Annotated in this window: 15 protein-coding genes; 1 reads left to right on the top strand and 14 read right to left on the bottom strand. The window is 69.8% G+C overall.

Annotated features, from left to right (window positions below; genetic code table 11):
* Window positions 1-2: 2 nt before the first annotated feature.
* From ABTX18_RS10400 to ABTX18_RS10385, 4 genes are all read right to left on the bottom strand, one after another.
* Window positions 3-983, bottom strand: coding sequence for an ABC transporter permease (locus ABTX18_RS10400; protein ID WP_352122308.1), 981 nt, complete (start codon window positions 981-983; stop codon window positions 3-5).
* Window positions 980-2,026, bottom strand: coding sequence for an ABC transporter ATP-binding protein (locus ABTX18_RS10395; protein WP_352122307.1), 1,047 nt, complete (start codon window positions 2,024-2,026; stop codon window positions 980-982). Before ABTX18_RS10395 ends, ABTX18_RS10400 begins: the two co-directional genes overlap by 4 nt.
* A gap of 38 nt (window positions 2,027-2,064) precedes the next feature.
* Complete coding sequence (locus tag ABTX18_RS10390) at window positions 2,065-3,738, bottom strand: ABC transporter substrate-binding protein (protein ID WP_352122306.1); 1,674 nt, start codon at window positions 3,736-3,738, stop codon at window positions 2,065-2,067.
* A gap of 126 nt (window positions 3,739-3,864) precedes the next feature.
* Window positions 3,865-4,839 carry a LacI family DNA-binding transcriptional regulator gene (locus tag ABTX18_RS10385; protein ID WP_352122305.1) on the bottom strand — a complete coding sequence of 325 codons (975 nt, stop codon included), beginning with the start codon at window positions 4,837-4,839 and terminating at the stop codon, window positions 3,865-3,867.
* 291 nt (window positions 4,840-5,130) lie between these two features.
* Between ABTX18_RS10385 and ABTX18_RS10380 the strand changes: the two genes are divergently transcribed.
* Window positions 5,131-6,999, top strand: a complete 1,869-nt coding sequence (locus ABTX18_RS10380; RefSeq protein ID WP_352122304.1) for a lectin — start codon at window positions 5,131-5,133, stop codon at window positions 6,997-6,999.
* A gap of 74 nt (window positions 7,000-7,073) precedes the next feature.
* On the opposite strand, the gene cimA is transcribed toward ABTX18_RS10380, so the two are convergent.
* The 10 genes from cimA to ABTX18_RS10330 all read right to left on the bottom strand — a co-directional run bounded on the left by cimA (window position 7,074) and on the right by ABTX18_RS10330 (window position 18,509).
* The gene (gene cimA, locus ABTX18_RS10375) at window positions 7,074-8,681 is read right to left on the bottom strand and encodes a citramalate synthase (protein WP_352122303.1); all 1,608 of its coding nucleotides are present in this window, start codon (window positions 8,679-8,681) and stop codon (window positions 7,074-7,076) included.
* 278 nt (window positions 8,682-8,959) lie between these two features.
* Complete coding sequence (locus ABTX18_RS10370) at window positions 8,960-10,291, bottom strand: MFS transporter (protein ID WP_352122302.1); 1,332 nt, start codon at window positions 10,289-10,291, stop codon at window positions 8,960-8,962.
* Between the two features lie 97 nt (window positions 10,292-10,388).
* Entirely contained in the window at window positions 10,389-10,997 is a 609-nt protein-coding gene (locus ABTX18_RS10365) for a TetR/AcrR family transcriptional regulator (RefSeq protein ID WP_352122301.1), read from the bottom strand.
* A gap of 3 nt (window positions 10,998-11,000) precedes the next feature.
* Window positions 11,001-12,002 carry an agmatine deiminase family protein gene (locus ABTX18_RS10360; RefSeq protein ID WP_352122484.1) on the bottom strand — a complete coding sequence of 334 codons (1,002 nt, stop codon included), beginning with the start codon at window positions 12,000-12,002 and terminating at the stop codon, window positions 11,001-11,003.
* A gap of 46 nt (window positions 12,003-12,048) precedes the next feature.
* Window positions 12,049-13,737: an urease subunit alpha gene (locus ABTX18_RS10355; RefSeq protein ID WP_352122300.1), complete on the bottom strand. Its 1,689-nt coding sequence runs from the start codon at window positions 13,735-13,737 to the stop codon at window positions 12,049-12,051.
* Window positions 13,734-14,414, bottom strand: a complete 681-nt coding sequence (gene ureA, locus ABTX18_RS10350; RefSeq protein ID WP_352122299.1) for an urease subunit gamma — start codon at window positions 14,412-14,414, stop codon at window positions 13,734-13,736. The genes ABTX18_RS10355 and ureA overlap by 4 nt, the downstream gene beginning before the upstream one ends.
* Before the next feature lie 156 nt (window positions 14,415-14,570).
* Window positions 14,571-15,659 carry a branched-chain amino acid aminotransferase gene (locus ABTX18_RS10345; RefSeq protein WP_352122298.1) on the bottom strand — a complete coding sequence of 363 codons (1,089 nt, stop codon included), beginning with the start codon at window positions 15,657-15,659 and terminating at the stop codon, window positions 14,571-14,573.
* Between the two features lie 243 nt (window positions 15,660-15,902).
* A complete protein-coding gene (locus tag ABTX18_RS10340; protein WP_352122297.1) occupies window positions 15,903-16,976 on the bottom strand; it encodes a 3-isopropylmalate dehydrogenase in 1,074 nt (357 codons plus the stop codon).
* A 257-nt stretch (window positions 16,977-17,233) separates the two neighbouring features.
* Entirely contained in the window at window positions 17,234-17,365 is a 132-nt protein-coding gene (locus tag ABTX18_RS10335; RefSeq protein WP_261991728.1) for a hypothetical protein, read from the bottom strand.
* Window positions 17,366-17,624: 259 nt separating this feature from the next.
* A complete protein-coding gene (locus ABTX18_RS10330) occupies window positions 17,625-18,509 on the bottom strand; it encodes a LysR family transcriptional regulator (RefSeq protein ID WP_352122296.1) in 885 nt (294 codons plus the stop codon).
* Window positions 18,510-18,597: the final 88 nt, after the last annotated feature.

Here is an 18,597-nt window from a genome sequence, read left to right as displayed (position 1 = left end):
TCCTACGCCTCCCTTCGGGTACGGGGGTCGAGGAGCATGTAGAGGACGTCGGCGAGGAGGTTCGCCGCGAGGACGGAGAGCGTGATGATGAGGAAGACGCCCTGCATGAGGGGGTAGTCCTTGGCTCCGACGCCCTGGAGGAGCTGGAAGCCGATGCCCGGGTAGTTGAAGACCATCTCGACCAGGAGCGTGCCGCCGACGATGAAGCCGAGTGAGAGGGCGAAGCCGGAGATGTTGGGGAGGATCGCGTTGCGGGCGGCGTACCCGAACATCACCCGGCGCTCGGACAGGCCCTTGGCCTGGGCGACCATGACGTAGTCCTCGCTCGACACCGTCACCATCATGTTGCGCATGCCGAGGACCCAGCCGGCCACGGCGCTGAGCACGATCGTGAGGCCGGGCAGCGCCCCGTGGTAGAGCGCGCTGGAGATGAACGGCCAGTCGAAGGCGGGCACCAGCCCGTCGTCGTATCCGCCACCGGCCGGGAAGAGCGGCCATTTCATGGCGAACAGCCAGATGGCGACGAGGCCGAGCCAGAAGTACGGGATGGCCGAGATGAACGTGGTGACGGGCAGCAGGCTGTCCATCCACGAGCCGCGCCGCCAGCCGGTGAAGACCCCGAGGCCGGTGCCGAGCACGAAGCTGATCAGCGTGGTGATGCCGACGAGCGCGAGTGTCCACGGCAGTGCGTCGCCGATGACCTCGCTGACCGGTGTCGGGAAGAAGGTGAACGACAGCCCGAGGTCGCCATGGAACAGGTGCACCCAGTAGTCGGTGTACTGGTCCCAGAGCGACTGGTGCTTGTCCAGGCCGAACAGCGCCTTGAGCGAGGCGATGGCACTGGTGTCCAGCTGCCCCTGGAAGCGGGCGATGAGGGACTGCACCGGATCGCCGGGCATCAGCCGCGGGATGAGGAAGTTGATGGTGATCGCGGCCCACGCGGTGACCAGGTAGAAGGCGAGCCGTTGGAGCAGGTACTTCACTTCGCAGCCTCCTTCGCCGCAGCGCCTTCGGAGTCGTACAGCCAGCAGGCGGCCCACTGGCCGTCGGCCAGGTCGAAGCGCGGCGGCGGTTCGGTGCGGCAGCGCTCCATGGCCTTCGGACAGCGGGGGTGGAAGCGGCAGCCGGCCGGCGGGTCGATGAGGGAGGGCGGTTCGCCGCTGCCGGTCTCCTCCTGCTCCACCTCGTCGACGACCCGGTCCGGGTCGGGCGCCGAGGCGATCAGGAGCTGGGTGTAGGGGTGGGCGGGGCGCTGGGTGACGGTCTCGCTGTCCCCGCCCTCGACGATCCGACCCGCGTACATCACGAGCGTGGAGTCCGCGAAGTAGCGGGCGGAGGCGATGTCGTGGGTGATGTAGAGGATCGCGAGGTGCATGCGGTCCTTGAGGTCTTTGAGGAGGTTGAGCACGCCGAGCCGGATCGAGACGTCCAGCATCGAGACGGGCTCGTCGGCGAGAAGGACCTGGGGGTCGGCGCCGAGCGCGCGGGCGATGGCCACGCGCTGGCGCTGACCTCCCGACAGCTCGTGCGGGAACTTGTCCAGATACTGATGAGGAGGAGTCAGCTGGACACGGTTCAGCAGAGCGGTCAGGTTCTGTTCCAGTTCCGCTTCGCCGCTGCCCGCCCTGCCGTGGATCTTCAGGGCGCGGGTGAGGTGGTAGCGCACGGTGTGCACGGGGTTCAGCGAGGCGAACGGGTCCTGGAAGATGAGCTGGACCCGGCGTACGTACCTGCGGAAGGACCGGCCACGTCCGGCCTTCACCGCCTGACCGCCCAGGTGGATCTCGCCCTCGGTGAGCGGATACAGCTGGGCGAGCAGCCTGGCGACGGTCGACTTCCCGGAGCCCGACTCCCCCACCAGTGCCGTGACGGTGCCGCGCCGCAGTTGCAGCGAGACGTCGTCGACGGCGTGGACGGTGCGGCGCCTGCCCGCGAGGAGATCGCGGCCGGTGCGCCGTACGGCGAAGTGTTTGGTGACTCCGCGTGCTTCGAGCACGACGTGGTTGTTCTGGGTCTGTTCAGACATGGCCGGTTCCTGGATCCCTGGGTGTGAGGCCGACGGCCCTACTTCGACGGCTTGAGATTCAGCACGACTTCCAGCGACGAGGGCTGGGTGTGCTGCGGGTCGGCGTACGGGTTGGCCTCGGTGGGCCAGCCCACCCAGTTCTTGGTGGAGTACTCGGCCCCGATGGGGGCGGCCGCGGTCGGGATGACGGGCGCCTGCTCGACCATGATCTTCTGCAGGGTGTTCATGGCGGTGGCCCGGGCCTCGTCGGTCGTGGCGCCGGCGAAGTCCTTCAGCGCCTCGGTGGCCTCGGTGTTCTTGAAGCGGCCGAAGTTGCCGAGCTGGGAGGCCTTGCCGATGGGCTGGAGGAGGGCCCCGTCCATGATGTTCTGGTACATGTCGTACGGGGTGGCGCCGCTGTTGGTCCAGTGCAGGGTGGCGTCGAAGTTGCCGTTGGCGACGTCCGCGCCCCAGGCCTCGGCGGTCTGCGTCTTGACCTTGGCCTCGATGCCGAGCTTCTTGATGTTGTCCTTGATGATCGCGAGGCCGGTGATGTAGTCGTTCCAGCCGGCGGGGTCGGTGAAGGTGAGCTTCACGGGCTTGCCGCCCGGGTCCTTCAGCACGCCGCCGCTGAGCGTGAAGCCGGCCTTCTCCAGGACCTTCTTGGCGCCCTCGACGTCCGGCTTGATGGTCGCGCCCTTGTACTCGGGCGCGAGGAAGGACTCACCGGCGGGCAGCGGGATGCCGGTCGGGTTGGTGATCTCCGGGTAGAGGGTCGCCTCGGCCTGGACGTAGATCGCCTTGCGGTCGACGACCATCGCCATGGCCTTGCGCAGCGCCGGGTTGTCGAACGGCTTGCGGGCGGTGTTGAACCACAGTCCGTGGATGCCGAGCCCGGAGGGGAACCAGAGCTTGTGGTTCTTGGGGTCCTTGGCGATGTACAGCTGCTTGTAGTTCGGCATGAAGACGAACGACCACTCCAGCTTGCCGCTCGCCAGGGCGGTGGTCGCCGCGCTGTTGTCGTTGTACGTGCTGTAGCGCAGCTCCTTGACCTTCGTCGCGCCCTTCCAGTACGTGGGCGTGGCGGTCAGGGTGGTGGTCTGCGGGGTGAACGTCTTGAGCTTGTACGGCCCCGAGCCGACGGGCGTCCGGTTGGGCCAGGTCTCCGGGTCCTTGACGCCTTCCCAGATGTGCTTGGGCACGATGAACTGGTTGATGATCTTGTTCTGGTTGACGTACTGGGAGTCGTCGAAGGTCAGGACGACCTTCTTGCCCTGGACCTCGACGCCGCCGAAGGCGATGCCGTTGCCGTTGAGCGCCGGGTGCTTCTTCAGAAGGTTGAAGGTGAACGCGACGTCCTCGGCGGTCAGCGGCTTGCCGTCGGCCCACTTCGCCTTGTCGTTCAGGGTGAAGGTGACCTTGGTGAAGTTGAGGTCCCACGTCCAGTCCGTCGCCAGCCACGGGTCGGCCTTCTCGGCGGGGCGGATCTGGCGGGTCATCGCCAGCGGCTCGTAGATCATGTAGCGGTAGCCGAGGGTGGCGCCCGCCGACGTGGCCAGGAACGGGTTGCTGTTGTTCGTCTGCGGCCCGTCCGGCTTTCCGAGGGTCAGGACGCCCGAGGCGCTGCCGCTCTTGTTGTGGTTCGAGTTGGCGGACGAGCATCCGGCGGCGAGCGCGACCACCGCGGTGGCGAGCGCGACCGCTCTGAGCGTGTGCTGACGGCGTGCGGACATGGCGACTCCAGGAGGGACTGGCGGGTCTCGAAGATCCGGAAACGGGCAGCGCTCGGCGCGCCGGGTACGGGCGGTGCGGGTGCGGTGCGGGTCCTGCGGGTGCGGCGCGGGCCGGAGCCCCCTCCGCTAAGGCGCCGAGTGGCGCACGACCAGTTCGGTGGGCAGCACGAGGGGTGCGTCGGGCACGGGTGTGCCGCCGAGGTGGGAGAGCAGCATCCGTGCGGCGGCCTCACCCATCTGACGGGTGGGCTGGCGCACGGTGGTCAGGGGTGGTTCGGTGTGCTCGGCCATCGGGATGTCGTCGAACCCGACCACCGCGATATCGCCGGGCACGGTCCGCCCCGCGGCGCGCAGCGCCCGCAGCACGCCGGCGGCGGAGATGTCGTTGTGCGCGAAGACCGAGTCGAACTCGGCTCCCGAGGCGATGAGTTGCTCCATGGCCAGCCGGCCGCAGGGCTCGGTGAAGTCGCCGCGGACGACGAGGTCGGTGGGCAGGACGGAGACGAATCCCGCCAGCCGGTCGCGTACGCAGCCGAAGTGCTGGGGGCCCGTGAGGACCACGGGCCTGGTGCGGCCGGCGTCCCGCAGATGACGGGCGGCCGACGCGCCTCCTTCGTGGTTGGTGGTCACGACGGAGGGGAACTCGGGGTGGTGGCCGCGATCGTCGATCAGCACGATCGGCAGGCCGCCGCGGTGCAGTGCTGTGAGGTGGTCGAGGGTGTTCTCGGGCTCGACCACCACCAGTCCGTCGAAGGCCCGCGCCGACACCTGGGTGGTGAAGCGCTCCACGGACTCGGCCCCGCGGTTGCAGGTGAAGAGCAACAGCCCGTAGTCGGCGGCCTCGACGGTGTCGACGACGCCCTGAAGCAGCTCGCCCATCCACGGCCAGGTCAGCGAGGGCACCAGCATGCCGACCGTACGGCTGCTGCCGCGGGCCAGACCGACGGCGCCCGAGCTGGGGACGTAACCGAGCTGTGCGATCACTTCACGAACACGGGCGGCCGTCTCCGCGTCCACTTCGCCCTTGGTGTTGATGACCCGGGAGACGGTCGTCTTGCTGACGCCGGCCTCGCGGGCGACATCAGCCATGGTGACACGCATCGAGGGCCTCCAGGACACAACGGGACAGAGCGAACGAGCAGCCGTGGAACCGGTACCGCAACCGGTTCCGGAACCGGTACCGGCGTTGGTGGCGTGAGTTAACCGCGCCGGAACAGGGCCGTCAATACTTCACGTCGACATTGGTCCGTACCCATCCTTCGAGCAGCGGGAAAGGCGATTGCGTTCAAGTCCTGAACACAAAGCGCTCTTGACGTGGGCACGTAAGAGCAGTTCACTCCCCTCTCGTCCGACGGCACGTCCCCCACGCTCCCGCCGAGGAAGGCATCAGCCATGATCCGATCAGGAAGGGCGGCCAGGGCGCTGCTCGCCGCAGCGCTCGCCGCCGCCGGCCTCACCGGACTCTCGTCCGGCACCGCGCAGGCCGCCGGTGAGACGGTGAACATCGCCCTGACCACCACCGACGACGCGGGCGGCCGTCATGTCACCCGGGGGCTGCAGGCGCAGACCCCGGTCACGTTCGGGGCCGGTAACGGGGGCGGCGGTACGAACATCACCGTCGACGAGAACACCAGGTACCAGACCTTCACCGGCGGCGGCGCCTCGTTCACCGACACCGCGGCGTACCTGCTGAAGAGCAGCGGGGCGCTGAGCCAGGCGACCCGCGACGCCACGATGAAGAAGCTGTTCTCCCCCACGGAGGGCATCGGACTGTCGTTCGTACGCAATCCGATGGGCGGTTCGGACCTGGCACGGTACGGCTACACGTACGACGACCTGCCCTCCGGGCAGACCGACCCGTCACTCGCGAAGTTCTCGATCGCACACGATCTGGAGGACGTGCTGCCGCTGACGAAGCAGGCCAGGCAGCTCAACCCTGCGCTGACGACGGTGGCGTCCCCGTGGACCGCACCGGCCTGGATGAAGGACAGCGGGCAGCTGAACGGCGGCTGGCTGAAGGCGGAGAACTACGGCGCGTACGCCGACTACTTCGTGAAGTACCTCCAGGCCTACCGGGATCAGGGCGTCCCGGTCGACTACGTCACCGCACAGAACGAACCGACGTGCTGTTCGGGATACCCCTCGATGAGCTGGAACGGCTCCGGACTGGCCTACTTCACCAAGAGCGAGCTGCTGCCGAAGCTGGCCTCGGCCGGACTGGCCACCAAGGTGCTCGCGCACGACTGGAACTGGGACACCTACGACGCGTACGCCGCGGCCACCGTGGACGACGCGGCCGTGCGCAACCACCCCAACTTCGGCGGAGTGGCCTGGCACGGGTACGGCGGTGACATCGCCAAGCAGACGACGGTGCACAACCAGTACCCGTCGATGGACGCGTTCCAGACCGAGCACTCGGGCGGGACCTGGATCGCCGACCAGCAGCGCGAAGACATGATGAACATCATCGATTACACCCGCAACTGGGCGAAGTCGGTGACCAAGTGGTCCCTGGCGGTGGACCAGAACCGCGGCCCGCACAACGGTGGCTGCGGCACCTGCGACGGGCTGATCACCGTACACAACGGCGACAGCAGGAGCGGCCAGGTCGACTACACGGTCGAGTACTACACGATGGGCCACCTGACCAAGTTCGTCCGCCCGGGAGCCTCCCGGATCTCCTCCACCGCCAGCTCCACCGTGCCCAATGTCGCCTGGCGCAACCCGGACGGCTCGAAGGCGCTGATCGCGTACAACGGCGGCGGCTCGGCGCAGCAGATCACGGTCAACTGGGGCGGCAGTAAGTTCAGTTACTCGCTCCCCGCCCGCACCTCGGCGACCTTCACCTGGTCGGGGACGCAGTCCGGGGCCGAGGCCGCCTCGGGGGCGCTGTCCGGACCCGGCGGCAAGTGCCTGGACGCTACGGGCAACACCGGCGCCGACGGCACCCCGGTCCAGCTCTGGGAGTGCACGGGAGCGGCCAACCAGCGCTGGACCGTCCAGGGTGACGGCTCCATCCGTACGCTCGGCGCCTGCCTGGACGTGACCTCGGGCTCGACGGCCAACGGTGCGAAGGTCCAGCTGTACACCTGCAACGGCACCTCGGCGCAGCGCTGGACGTACAACGCCGCGACGGGCGACATCGTCAACACGGCCGCGGACAAGTGCCTGGACGTGACCGGTCAGTCGACGGCGAACGGGGCCCGCACCCAGATCTGGACGTGCACCGGTGCGGCCAACCAGAAATGGCACCTCCAGTAGGAGCCGGCAGGAGCCGCACACACCTGGACCGCGGGCCGGGGAGCCGGCCCGCGATCCGGACGTGTCCGATTGCGTTACTCGGTCGGCTCGACGCCCGCGCGCAGCAGCCCGAAGGTGTACGCGTCCTCCAGGGCCTGCCAGGACGCCGCGATGACGTTCTCGGCGACCCCCACGGTCGCCCAGTCGCCCTTGCCGTCGCCCGTGGTGATCAGGACGCGGGTGGTGGACTCGGTGCCGGTGCGGCCCTCCAGGATGCGGACCTTGTAGTCGACCAGCTCCAGCTTGGCGAGCTGCGGGTAGATCCGCTCCAGGGCGACCCGCAGCGCCCGGTCGAGCGCGTTGACCGGGCCGTTGCCCTCGGCGGTGGCGACGAGGCGCTCGCCCTTGGCCCAGAGCTTCACGGTCGCCTCGTTGGCGTGGGTGCCGTCGGGGCGGTCCTCGACGATGGCGCGCCAGGACTCCACGCGGAAGTAGCGCCGGGGCCTGCCCTCGACCTCGGCGCGCAGCAGGAGTTCGAAGGACGCGTCGGCCGCCTCGTAGGTGTAGCCCTGGAGTTCGCGGGCCTTGACCCGCTCGACGACGCGCCCGACGAGCTCGCGGTCGCCGCCGAGGTCGACTCCGAGCTCCTGGCTCTTGAGCTCGATGGAGGCGCGGCCCGCCATGTCGGAGACGAGCATGCGCATGCTGTTGCCGACCAGCGCCGGGTCGATGTGCTGGTACAGGTCCGGATCGATCTTGATCGCGGAGGCGTGCAGCCCGGCCTTGTGGGCGAAGGCCGAGACGCCGACGTACGGCTGGTGGGTGGAGGGCGTGAGGTTGACGACCTCGGCGATGGCATGCGAGACGCGGGTCATGTCGGCGAGGGCGCCCTCGGGCAGGACCTGCTTGCCGTACTTGAGCTCCAGAGCGGCGACGACCGGGAAGAGGTTGGCGTTGCCGACCCGCTCGCCGTAGCCGTTGGCGGTGCACTGGACGTGCGTGGCGCCCGCGTCGACGGCGGCCAGGGTGTTGGCGACGGCGCAGCCGGTGTCGTCCTGGGCGTGGATGCCGAGGCGCGCGCCGGTGTCGGCGAGGACGGTGGCGACGACGGCCTGGACCTGGGCGGGGAGCATCCCGCCGTTGGTGTCGCAGAGGATGACGACGTCGGCGCCCGCCTCGGAGGCGGCCCGGACGACGGCTTTGGCGTACGCGGCGTTGGCACGGTACCCGTCGAAGAAGTGCTCGCAGTCGACGAAGACCCTGCGCCCCTGGGCGACCAGGTGGGAGACGGTGTCGCGCACCATCTCCAGGTTCTCGTCCAGCGTGGTGCGCAGGGCGAGCTCCACATGGCGGTCGTGCGACTTGGCGACCAGGGTGATCACCGGGGCGCCCGACTCCAGCAGCGCCTTGACCTGCGGGTCTTCCGCCGCCTTGCCGCCGGCCCTTCGGGTCGCGCCGAAGGCGACCAGCTCGGCGTTCTTGAACTCGATCTCCTGGCGGGCGCGGGCGAAGAACTCGGTGTCGCGGGGGTTGGCGCCCGGCCAGCCGCCCTCGATGAAGCCGACGCCGAAATCGTCCAGGTGCCGGGCGATGGTCAGCTTGTCCGCGACCGTCAGGTTGATGCCTTCACGCTGGGCGCCGTCGCGCAGCGTGGTGTCGAAGACATGGAAACTGTCGTCGGTGGGCTTGGCCTTGGTGGTCATGCTGGTCTGACTCCTGTCGGATGAGTGGATCCGGACGATCTGGCTCCACTTGCCCCCATCATCCCGCGCGCCTCGTCCCGGCCCCTGGTGAGGGCCGGAAAACAAAAAACCCCTCGCGGGTGCGAGAGGTCTGCGCGCGGGTCTGGGGCACGGTGGCCGTGCCGTACGTGGTGGTACGGGACGATCACTGCGGACCGGCGCGCCTGTTGCCAATAATCATGACGAACGAGGACACGGAAGCAGTCTGGCACAGGACCGCCTCCGTGCCCCGCCCCGTCTCAGGATGCGGGCGTGACGCTCGTCGCCCCGGACGGCGTCGCCTTCTCTCCCGCACGCACGGCGGCGACGCGGTTCAGGTCGATGTCGCGGGTCTCGCGCATGGTCAGGTAGACGACGAGCGAGACCGCTGCGCAGCCCGCCACGTACCAGTAGAAGCCGGATTCGGCGCCGGCGTTCTTGAACCACAGCGCCACGTACTCGGCGGTGCCGCCGAACAGCGCGTTGGCGACGGCGTACGAGAGGCCGACGCCCAGGGCGCGGATGTTGGTCGGGAAGAGTTCGGCCTTCACGCAGGCGTTGATGGACGTGTAGCCGGTGATCACGAGCAGCGCGAGGAGCGCGAGGCCGAGCGCGGGCCAGAAGGTGTCCGCGTGCCCCAGCATCGTCATGATCGGCACGGTCAGGAAGGTCGAGCCGATCGCGAAGGTGATCAGCAGGGGGCGTCGGCCGATCCGGTCGGACAGCATCCCGGCCAGCGGCTGGATGCACATGAAGACGAACAGCGCGCAGAAGCTGACGAGCGAGGCGGTCGACTTCTCCATGCCGGCGCTCTTGGAGAGGAACTTCGTGAGGTAGGTCGTGTACGTGTAGTAGGCGACGGTCCCGCCCATGGTCAGCGCCATCACGAGGAACGCCTCGCGCCGGTGCTGCCACAGCACCTTCAGCGTGCCGCGGTCCTGCTGCTCGGCGGCGCCGGACTCGGCGTACACCTCGGTCTCCAGCATGGAGCGCCGCAGGTAGAAGACGATGCCCGCGCCGAGCGCGCCGACGACGAACGGGATGCGCCAGCCCCAGCTGTGCAGCGCCGCCTCGGACATGTTGCGCTGGAGGAGGATCTGGAGGCCGAGACCGACGAGCTGTCCCGCGGTCATGGACACGTACTGGAAACTGGAGGCGAAGCCGCGCTTCTCGGGTGCAGACGCCTCGGTGAGGTAGGTGGCGCTGGCCGCGTACTCACCACCGACGGACAGCCCCTGGAGCAGCCGGGCCAGCATCAGCACGGCGACGCCCCCGTATCCGGCGACCTCATAGGTCGGCGCGATCGCGATGAGAACCGCGGACGCCGACATGAGGGTGACGGTCAGCGTGAGGGCGGCCTTGCGGCCCTTGCGGTCGCCGATCCGGCCGAGCAGCCAGCCGCCGACCGGACGCATGAAGAAGCCGACGGCGAAGATGCCCATGGTGTTCATGAGGTTGGCGGTCTCGTTGCCTTCGGGGAAGAACGAGTCCGCGAAGTACACCGCGAAGGTCGCGTACACGAACCAGTCGAACCACTCGACCATGTTGCCGGCCGAGCCGACCCAGATTTTCTTCCACTGCTCTCGTCCCATGGTGGGACACCGTGCCCGAACCGCGGGAAGGCCGACAAGAGTGCAGGGCGCAACGATCGCGGGTACTTACGTGCGTTGCGTTCACGACCGGGTGACGTCAGCCCGCCACGGTCAGCGCTTCGTCGAGGAACTCCCGCACACGTTCCAGAACTTGGGACCGGCTGGTGCCGGGAAGTCCGACCACCACATGGACGCTGAACCCGTCGAGCAGGGCACGCAGCCGGGTGGCGAAGTGCTCGGCGTCGACCCGGCGGAACTCCCCGCGCGCACCGCCCTCGGCGAGCAGCGCCACCAGGTCGCGGTGCCACGCGCCCTCGATCGCGGCCTGCCGGGCGCGCGCCTCGTCACCGGCGTCGCGCGAGCGGTTCCAGACCTCCAGCCAGAGCGTCCAGTGCGGGTCGCGGTGACCGGCCGGGAGGTAGAGGCCGATGTAAGCGTCGAGCCGCTCGCGGACGCTCTCCGGCCGGGACAGCAGCAGGCGCCGCCGCTCCCCGAGCCGGTTCTCGCTCCACTCCAGGGTCTGGAGCAGCAGCTCGTCCTTCGTACGGAAGTAGTAGAGGAGATGGCCGCTGCTCATGCCGACCTCTCGGCCGAGCCCCGCCATCGTCAGGCCGTCGAGGCCGCGTTCGGCGACGGTGGCCATGACGGCGGCGAGCACGTCCTCGCGGGGCGGGGCGGTGTTGCGGGTGCGCGGGGCGGGGGGCACGGTTCAGACCTTCGGCTGCTGCTGGGTGATGCAGTGGATGCCGCCGCCCCCGGCGAAGATGGTGCGGGCGTCGACGAGTGTCACCGTACGGCCGGGGAAGAGGCGGCGGAAGATTCCGGCGGCGAGCTCGTCGCGCGGATCGCCGAAGGCGCACAGGACGACGCCGCCGTTGCAGACGTAGTGGTTGATGTAGGAGTAGTCGACCCACTCCCCGCCGGCCCGCAGCACGGTGGGCGCGAGGACCTCCACGACCTCCAGCGGCCGCCCCTTCGCGTCGGTGGCCGCGCGCAGGATGCGTACGGTCTCCTGGGTGATCTCGTGGTCGGGGTGGGCCGGGTCCGGCTGGACGTGGGCGACGACGGTGCCGGGGCGGGCGAAGGCGGCGACGATGTCGACATGGCCGAGCGTGCCGTACGTCCCGTAGTCGCCGGACAGGCCGCGCGGCAGCCAGATGGCCTTCTCGGTGCCCAGGCGCGCGTGGACCTCGGCCTCGACCTGCTCACGGGTCCAGTCGGGGTTGCGTTCCTTGCCTAGCTGCACGGTCTCCGTGAGCAGGACGGTGCCCTCGCCGTCGACGTGGATCGCGCCGCCCTCGTTGACCAGGGGCGAGCTGTGCACGGGGACGCCGGCGAGCTCGGCGACGGAGCGGGCGATGTGCCGGTCGTGCTCCCAGCGAGCCCAGCCCTGGGCGCCCCAGCCGTTGAACGTCCAGTCGACCGCCGCCAGTTCGGTGTCGTCGGTGACGAAGGTGGGGCCGATGTCCCGCATCCAGGCGTCGTCGAGCGGGCGCACCGCCAGCTCGATGTCCGGGCCGAGCAGGGCGCGGGCGCTGTCCTCCTGACCCGGGCCGACGACCACCGTGACGGGTTCGAAGCGGCGGACGGCGTGGGCGACGGCGGCCCAGGCGCGGCGGGCCTCGTCGAGTTCGGCCGGGGTGTCGAAGGTGGGGTTGGGGCCCGGCCAGGCCATCCAGGTGCGTTCGTGCGGGGCCCATTCGGGCGGCATGCGGAAGGTCACGGCGGATCCTTGGAGGAAGGGAAGCGGGGGGTTCTTACAGGAAGTAGAGCCGGTTGAGGGAGACCGACTCGGCGGGCTCGGAGCTGAGCGGGTCGCCGTCCAGCGTGACGAGGCCGCTGCGGGCGTCCACATCGACCGCTCCCGTACGGGAGTTGAGGCGGAGGTCGGCCGGGCCGATGCCACGGGTGCCCCGGACGCCGACGCGTCGTCTGCGGGTCGGCATGGCGTCCGCCCCCAGCTGGGTGGCGGCCTGCGAGACGAAGGCGACCGAGAGATCGGCGGCGGTGGCCCCGTATGCGCCGAACTGCGGTCCGAGGACGAGCGGTTCGCAGGTGTCGGTGGCGGCGTTGGGGTCGCCGGTGACGCCGTAGGCGGGGAAGCCGGACTTCAGGACCAGTTGCGGCTTCGCGCCGAAGAACTCGGGCCGCCACAGCACGATGTCGGCGAGCTTCCCGCTCTCGATGGAGCCGATCTCGTGCGCGAGGCCGTGGGCGATGGCCGGGTTGATGGTGAGCTTGGCGATGTAGCGCAGCACCCGGGCGTTGTCGTCGCCCGGCCCGTCACCCTCCATCGGGCCGAGTTCGGCCTTCATCTTCCCGGCCATGGCGAAGGTGCGGCGGACGGTCTCCCCGGCCCGCCCCATGCCCTGCGCGTCGGATGAGGTGATCCCGATCGCCCCGAGGTCGTGCAGCACGTCCTCGGCGCCCATCGTGCCGGCCCTGATCCGGTCGCGGGCCATGGCGGCGTCGCCGGGCAGGTCCGTCTTCAGGTCGTGGACGGAGACGATCATCCCGTAGTGCTCGGCCACCGCGTCCCGCCCGAAGGGGAGGGTGGGGTTGGTGGAGGAGCCGATGACGTTCGGCACGCCCGCCATCTTCAGGACGTTGGGGACGTGCCCGCCGCCGCAGCCCTCGATGTGGAAGGCGTGGATGGTGCGCCCCTCCAGGACACGCAGGGTGTCCTCGACCGACAGGCACTCGTTCAGCCCGTCGCTGTGCAGGGCGACCTGGACGTCGTACTCCTCGGCGACGCGCAGCGCGGTGTCCAGGGCGCGGGTGTGGGCGCCCATGTCCTCGTGGACCTTGAAGCCACAGGCCCCGCCCTCGGCGAGCGCTTCGACGAGCGGCGCCTCGTGGGAGGAGGAACCGCGGCCCAGGAAGCCGATGTTGACCGGCCAGGCGTCGAAGGCGTTGAAGGCGTGGCGCAGGGCCCACGGCGAGTTGACGCCGACGCCCCAGACCGGGCCGAACTCCTGGCCGATGATCGTGGTCACGCCGGAGGCGAGCGAGGCCTCCATGATCCGCGGCGAGAGCAGGTGGACATGGGTGTCGACGGCCCCCGCCGTGGCGATCATGCCCTCGCCGGACACGATGGACGTGCCCGTGCCGACGACGACGTCCACCCCGTCGAGGGTGTCCGGGTTCCCGGCGCGGCCGATCGCGGCGATCCGGCCCTCGCGGATGCCGATGGACACCTTTCGGATGCCCTGCACGGCGTCGATGACCAGCACATTGCTGATCACCACGTCGCAGGTCTCCCGGACGGCGGCGGCCTTGAGGTGCAGCCCGTCACGGGCGGTCTTGCCGAATCCGGCGAGGAACTCGTCGCCGGGCTTCTGGGCGTCGGACTCGACCCTGACGGTCAGCCCGGAGTCGCCGAGCCTGACCCGGTCCCCGGCACGGGGGCCGTGGACGGAGGCGTACTCGTACGGATCGATGCTCATCGCTCTGCTCCCAGGTAGCCGCAGGCAGCCGCACGCCGCAGCGCCTCCTCGCGCGCCCCGGGTGTGTCGAGCGGACCGTCGACCAGCCCGGCGAACCCGATCGCGACACGGTCGCCGCCGATGGGCACCAGGCCCACCTCGGCCCGTTCACCGGGCCCGAAGCGGACCGAGGACCCCGCGGGGACGCAGAGCCGCATCCCGTACGCCGTCGCACGGTCGAAGTCGAGCCGCGGGTTGGCCTCGAAGAAGTGGAAGTGCGAGGTCACGGAGACCGGGACGGTCGCGGTGTTGCGGACGTCCAGCCGTACCGCGGGCTCCGGCTCCGGCGTGGCGGGCCCGGGCACGACCGCGCCGGGCGCTTCGTCGCCGAGGCCGGCGCCCAGCGGCCGGGAGACCACGGCGAGCCGCGATCCGTCGTCGAAGACGGCCTCCACATGGACCTCGGTCACGACGTCCGCGACCCCGGGCAGCACATCGTCCGGCCCCAGCACGCTGCGGGCGGCCTCGATCGCCTCGGAGAGCCGGCGCCCGTCCCGGGCGGCCTCGCAGACGGTGTCCGCGATCAGGGCCGTGGCCTCGGGGACGTTCAGCTTCAGACCGCGGGCGCGGCGGGCGCGGGCCAGCTCGGCGGCGCCGAAGAGCAGCAGCCGGTCGCGCTCGGTCGGGGTCAGTCGCACGTCGTCGCACCTCCTGTTTAGAGCAGCACTCTAACCAGTGAACAGGGAAAAATGGAACCCATGGCAGTCAGGTTTGAACGACACTCGAACTTCTGCGCACAGGAAAGGCCGCGCCCGGCGGAGGCGCGGCCTTTCGTGCGTACAAGCGGATGCCGACTAGCCCAGCGGGTGCATCCAGCCGTGGGTGTCCTCGGCGACACCGCGCTGGATGTCCAGCAGGCGCTCGCGCAGCCGGAGGGTGACCGGGCCCGGCGTGCCGTCGCCCTGGGTCCACTCGGCGCCCGCGCTCTTCACGGTGCCGACGGGGGTGATGACGGCGGCGGTGCCGCAGGCGAAGACCTCGGTGAGAGTGCCGTTCGCGGTGTCGTCGCGCCACTGGTCGATGGAGACGCGGTTCTCCTCGGGCTCGTAGCCGAGGTCGGCGGCGAGCCTGAGCAGCGAGTCACGGGTGATGCCCGCGAGCAGGGAGCCGGTCAGGGACGGGGTGACGATCTTGTTCCCGTACACGAAGTACAGGTTCATCCCGCCGAGCTCCTCGACCCACTTGTGCTCGACGGCGTCGAGGTAGGCGACCTGGTCGCAGCCCTTGGCCGCGGCCTCGGCCTGGGCCAGCAGGGACGCGGCGTAGTTGCCGCCGGTCTTGGCGTCGCCCATGCCACCGGGGACGGCGCGGACACGGTCCTCGGAGAGCCAGATGGAGACGGGCTTCACACCGCCGGGGAAGTACGCGCCGGCCGGCGAGGCGATGACCAGGAAGAGGTACTCGTTGGCGGGCCGGACACCGAGCCCGACCTCGGTCGCGATCATGAACGGGCGCAGGTAGAGCGACTCCTCGCCGCCGTGGGCCGGGACCCAGGCCGCGTCCTGCTGGACGAGCGCGTCGCAGGCGGCGACGAACGTCTCGACGGGCAGCTCCGGCATGGCCAGCCGGTTCGCGGAGCGCTGGAAGCGCTCGGCGTTGGCCTCGGGGCGGAAGGTGGCGACCGTGCCGTCGGGCTGGCGGTAGGCCTTGAGACCCTCGAAGATCTCCTGGCCGTAGTGCAGCGTCATGTTGGCGGGGTCGATCGACAGCGGCGCGTACGGGACGAGCTGCGCGTCGTGCCAGCCGCGGCCTTCGGTCCACTTGATCGTCACCATGTGATCGGTGAAGTGGCGGCCGAAGCCGGGCTTGACCAGGATCGCCTCGCGCTCCGCGTCGGACAGCGGGTTCGAGGAGGGCTTGAGCTCGATCGTGGGCGTCGTCATGAGTGCGTGTCCTTCACCGGTTTTGTGTGTGTAGGACCCACGCCCACGCCAGTTCCTGCCGGACGGATGCTAGGACGTCCGAGCTTCGCGGCAAGCCACGGTCCCGTTCGATTATCTCTCGCGGGGGGCCGTGCACGAAATGGCGTGAATGCGGTCCAGGGTTCGATGGTGACACCCGGGGCCGCACAGGAGAAGCCGCCGGGTGCGTGTGCGACCCGGCGGCTTCGTGAGGGAGTCGTCGGATCAGCCCGCTACGCGTACCGCGAGCGCGTCGCCGATCTCGTCGGTGCTGCGGGCACTGCCTCCCCCGGAGCCTGAAAGGCCCGGGAGGTGCCCCCCTCGCTCCGCGAGGTCGGCGGAGACGGCGTCCTCGATGCGCACGGCCTCGGCCTCGTAGCCGAGGTGGCGCAGCAGGAGGGCGACGGAGAGGATCGTGGCGGTCGGGTCGGCCTTGCCCTGGCCCGCGATGTCGGGGGCCGAGCCGTGGACCGGTTCGAACATCGACGGGAAGGCGCCCGTCGGGTTGATGTTGCCGGAGGCGGCCAGGCCGATGCCGCCGGAGACGGCCGCGGCGAGGTCGGTGAGGATGTCACCGAAGAGGTTGTCGGTGACGATGACGTCGAAGCGCTCCGGCTGGGTGACGAAGAAGATCGTCGCCGCGTCGACGTGCAGGTAGTCGGTGGTGACCTGGGGGTACTCGGCCGCGACCCTGTCGAAGGTGTTCTTCCACAGGTGACCCGCGTACACGAGGACGTTGTTCTTGTGGACCAGGGTCAGCTTCTTGCGCGGGCGGGCGGCGGCGCGCTCGAAGGCGTCGCGGACGACGCGCTCGACACCGAAGGCGGTGTTGAGGCTGACCTCGGTGGCGACCTCGTGCTCCGTGCCCGTGCGCAGCGAACCGCCGTTGCCGGTGTACGGACCCTCGGTGCCCTCACGGACGACGACGAAGTCGATGTCCGGAGTGCCGGCCAGCGGGGTCGCCGTGTTCGGGAAGAGCTTCGACGGCCGCAGGTTGATGAAGTGGTCGAAGGCGAAGCGCAGCTTCAGCAGCAGCCCGCGCTCCAGCACGCCGGAGGGCACGGACGGGTCGCCGATCGCGCCGAGCAGGATGGCGTCGTGGCCCTTGAGGGCCTCCAGCTCCGCGTCCGGGAGGGTGTCACCGGTGCGGTGCCATCGCTGGGCGCCGAGGTCGTACTCCTTGGTCTCCAGCTTCACATCCTGCGGGAGAACAGCGCGGAGGACCTTGAGCCCCTGGGCCACGACCTCCTGGCCGATACCGTCACCGGGGATCACTGCGAGATTGATGCTGGGTGCCATGTCCGGAACGATACTGCGCGTCCCACCCCGTGACACGTCGCGTCCACTATGCGGACACGTGGACGGCTGTACGTGTGCCGTTCATCTACCCCGCGGAGTGCAGTCGGGCAGCAGTCAGCGCGCTCGCCAAGAGGGGCGAGCGCATCGACCACTTCGAGATCAGCCGCGGCTGACCGGCGGCGACTGCGCGGCGGCCGACGGGACGTACGCCGACCGGTGAACGTGTCGCCGACCGACAGACGTGCGGCCCCGGTTGTTCAGTGCCCGGTGGAGCCGCCGTTGTCCCTGCGGTCCAAGGCGCGCTGCAGGGCGGCGGCGGCATTCTGCCGCTCCGACTCGGTCGGGCGGTGGGTGTGGCGGACGCGGCGGCGGACAGTGGTCTCGGCCATGGTGGATCGACTCCTTGAGATCGCGAGGATTTCGAGATCGAAAAATCGTGAACGTGATGTCGAGATCAGGGATTTCGAGGTGCCGGAAGGGGCGGGGAGCAGGCGCGGCAGGGGTTGCCTGCTTCGGGGCGCGCGCTCACGACCGCCAGTCGCTTGATCAAGCGAGACGTTCGGCTTCTACAAAGCTAGAACAGCTGCGCCGGTCTGTCTCCACAATTACTCGGACTTCCTACTATCTGAGACGGAGGTTTACGCGCGCTCACGCCGCGCTCACTCTCAGCTCCCGGATGAGCGCCCGCACGGCGAGCGATCGTGCCAGCTCAGGGGTGGTGACATAGCCCACCGAACGGGTCGGCCGCTCCGGTCCGAGAGCGGTGATCGCGACCGTGTCCGGTGCTCCTTCGAGGGACAGTCCGGGCATGATCGCCATGCCGAGACCACGGGACACCATCGAGAGCACCGCTCCGTCGTCCTCCGCCTCCACCGTCGCCCGCGGGATCCAGTCCTGGGCGGCCCACCAGTCGCGGGTGTACGAGGTGCAGCTCTCCGCCCAGTCGACCAGGGGGAGCGTCCGGGGCGCCGGATGACCGGCCGGATGTACCAGCGCGTACTCCTCCTCCCGCAGCACTCCCCCGACCAGTTCCTCCGGTACGGGTGAACTCGCGCCGATCGTCGCGATGCCGAGGTCGGCGCGGCCGTCCAGGACCTCCCCCGCCGTCCCTCGCCCCACTTCCCGGACCACGCGCACCCTCGGCTCGATCCCCGGGTGGCGGGCCCTGAGCCGTTCCAGGGCGGGCGGCAGCAGATGGAGCGCGGCGCTGCGGAAGGCGGCGATCCGCAGCGGCCCGGCCAGGGCGCCGGCCCCCTCGGGTCCGGAAGCCGCCGCCCGCGCCTCGGCGCCCATGACCTCCAGCAGCCGCAGGACGCGGCGTGCGTGCGCGACGGCACTCGCACCCGCCGCCGTGGGCCGGGCACCCTTGCGGCCGCGGTCGAAGAGCACCGCCCCGATCCTGCCCTCGCTGGTCCGGATCGCATGCGAGACCGCCGACTGCGTCATGCCCAGCGCGGCCGCGGCGCCCGAGAAGCTGCCGGCGTCCTCGACCGTGACGATGATCCGCAACTCGTGCGGGGTGAGATCGGTCATGGTGTGCGTCCCCCTGTTTCCCTCAGCCATCCATGAAAGCCGTTCATGGAAACGGGCTTTCCATCGACGGAACCCACTGCCGGCCCGA

It is taken from the genome of Streptomyces sp. NPDC096323, assembly GCF_040302845.1.
Lineage (GTDB): Bacteria > Actinomycetota > Actinomycetes > Streptomycetales > Streptomycetaceae > Streptomyces.
Note: the sequence above shows the minus strand (reverse complement) of the source record. Positions and strands in the feature narration are given on the sequence as shown.